Raw genomic sequence first — 2992 nt, 5'->3', positions numbered from 1 at the left:
TACCCAGGAATGCCCACAGAGTCAGTGCGATACCAGAAGAGATAGCGCTACCGGTACCCATGTTGTGCGGGTTCCATGCTTCAGCAAAGATTTTTGGATCGAACCAGAACCAACCGATGATAGACAGACCCGCAACTGGCAGGATGATACCCCACACGGTGAAGCCAGAGATCTGACCGGTGATTTTAGGACCCTTGAAGTTTGCTACCATGGTCACAATCAGGATTGCAACAACGGTGATGAAGGTGTTGATTGGGGTCGCTTTAATCCACGGGAAGAACGGTGCCATGTAACCGGCAGCGGATACCGCGATAGCTACGCAGCTGATCACCAGACACACGTAGTAAGTATAAGAGGCGATGAAGAAAGAAGATTTGCCGTGTGCTTCTTCAGAGTAAGCAGACATACCGCCGTCACGCTTACAGAAGGCACCACATTTTGCGAAGGTGTAAGCAATACACATGGCACCGACAGCGGTAACCAGCCAAGAGAGCATGGAGATGGCGCCGGTCTGTGCCAGACTGGCCGGTAACATGATAATGCCGGAGCCCATCATATTAACGGCAACCAGTACGGTCAGGCCGACAACCCCCATTTTTTTCGATTCTGTAGCCATGAATTGTATCTCCGAAAGGGATTATTCTTTTAATATTAGAAATCGATAATGTTGATGCTTTTTGCTTAACCAGAAATAAAAATGTATTTATTCATGCATAAAATACACGGACAAATATTGTTTTATTTCCGGTGTGTTTCTGTATATCTATCGTCAGCCAATGACATAAAACACATATACCGAAGTATATGAGAAATAACTTACATAACTGGCGAAAAGAAAATGAAGAATGAAACTTATTGGAATTAAGCAGCACGCTGCTTTTTCGGCTTAAACAGTATTGTAGATAGCTATCTAGGTCAAATTCAGTTCCGACAAAAAACACCAGAATACGTAACGAATTATTTATGCTTAATAATAGGTGGTTTTGGCTATCTGCTTGTTTTTGCGATTATTAATGGCGGAAATAACGATTTCTATGTATGCACAATTATGATCAACTGTGTTTTATGTGTGTGGATGGGATTTTAAATGTGTTGAGCGGTAACGAGAGATTGCTTGCTGTATCATTTTGTATGGTGCGGAAACGAGATGTTGTTATGTGTTGCTAGTTGTTTCTATGGGCGTTTTTCATGGTTTTTTGTGATTTGAGTCACGGCATTATTTCGGTAATTTTCTTGCTTTGCAATCTATTCCTGAGTATTTAGCTCGACTATTTACCGCTATTTATAGCGTTAAATTAAAATTTATGCGTAATCATACAGTCAGACTAAAAATTAGTGAATAGTTATTTTGTATTTGTATGTTTATATTCACTCCGGGCTGTTTTGTAATGTTTTGACATATTAGTTAATAGCAAAAAATAAAAAATGGATTTACCATCACTGTGCTTGATGAGTTTGTGTTCCATCTTTTTAATTGACTGCGATATCTGTTAATTGGTTCCGACGTAACGGTAACGTAGAGCCATCTTTGGTCTTCTTATTTACCTGACAGATTATCTTTAATGTTCGCAGCCAATCTGACTATGTATTCAGATTGTTCTTTTATTCAATGAATCTATTCGAAGAATCTGAATACATTATCAAATCACCGTTTTATAACGTACAGACGATAAATGTCTGCGGATATTTATCCGAGCACACCTTGGTATGTGCGGCGTACACCTTGAATGATGGGTTTATCTATGTGTGATAAGAAATATCTGATCGTAGGAAACAGCACTGTTACTAACCTTCCGCTGGAAGAAGCAATCGAAAAGATTGTGACCTCTCTGACCAGCAAGGGTGAACAGGTTCAGTTTGCTCACTCTTACGAGAACGCGACCACCTATGTAACCTCTACTGCAGCAGTTGACTGCGTAATGGCTGAGTGGGTTCCGTCTGAGTCTGCAGAAATCATCGACTTCCTGAAGCAGCTGCGTCTGCGTCACGAGAAAGCCCCAGTATTCCTGCTGGTAAGCTCTCACGGTGACAACAAAGCCGTTACTGCTGAAGTGATGAAGCTGGTGACTGAAACCTTCATGATCCTGGATGACACCACTGATTTCATCGTTGGCCGTCTGCAAGCTGCCGTTGCGCGTTATGAAAAAGCAATCATGCCGCCACTGATGGCTGCCATGATGGAATACGCGAAAGAGAAAGAGTATTCCTGGTCTGCGCCAGGCCACCAAGGTGGTATCGGTTTCTGTAAGACTCCTATCGGTCGTAAGTTCTTCGACTTCTACGGTGAAAACATTTTCCGTACCGATATGGGTATCGAACGTGCTTCTTTAGGTTCAATGCTGGACCACACCGGTGCTTTCGGTGAGAGTGAGAAGTATATCGCTCGCGTATTCGGTGCTGACCGTTCTTACTCTCTGGTTGTTGGTACTTCCGGTGCAAACCGTACCATCTTCCAAGCGTGCTGCTCTGAAGACGATATCGCGATCTGTGACCGTAACAGCCACAAATCTATCGAACAAGGTCTGATGCTGACTGGTGTTGCACCGGTTTACATGACCCCAACTCGTAACGCTTACGGCATCATCGGCCCAATCCCTAAGAAGCAGATGCAGCCTGAAGCTATCAAAGCGAAAATTGCAGAAAGCAAATTCGCGAGCGCAGCGCCACATCAGCGTCCTTCTTACAGTGTGGTAACTAACTGTACTTATGACGGCCTGATCTACAACGGCGACACTATCCAAGAGCTGCTGGGTCAAAGCACCGATCGTATTCACTACGACGAAGCTTGGTTCGGTTACTCTCGCTTCAACCCTATCTACAAGGGCTTCCACGCAATGCGTGGTGATAAAGAAGCGCACGGTAAAGATCAACCAACTATCTTTGCTACCCACTCTACGCACAAACTGCTGAACGCGCTGTCTCAGGCTTCTTACATTCACATGCGTGAAGGCCGTAGCAACATCAAGCCAGAGCAATTCAGCCAAGCGTACAT

The 2992-nt window shown here is 43.9% G+C and carries 2 protein-coding genes; one reads left to right on the top strand and one right to left on the bottom strand.

Going from position 1 to position 2992, the window contains the following annotated elements:
* Window positions 1-616: amino acid permease (locus GOU96_RS17170; RefSeq protein WP_324702042.1), on the bottom strand; the 616-nt coding region annotated here is incomplete at its 3' end.
* A 1126-nt stretch (window positions 617-1742) separates the two neighbouring features.
* On the opposite strand from GOU96_RS17170, the gene GOU96_RS17165 reads away from it, so the two are divergent.
* Window positions 1743-2992 (top strand): Orn/Lys/Arg decarboxylase N-terminal domain-containing protein (locus GOU96_RS17165; RefSeq protein ID WP_324702041.1); only part of this gene is annotated, 1250 nt, incomplete at its 3' end.

The organism is Vibrio sp. R-1, from assembly GCF_035615595.1.
GTDB lineage: Bacteria > Pseudomonadota > Gammaproteobacteria > Enterobacterales > Vibrionaceae > Vibrio > Vibrio cholerae.
The sequence above is the reverse complement of the archived record's forward strand: the minus strand, read 5'-3'. Positions and strand labels throughout refer to the sequence as shown.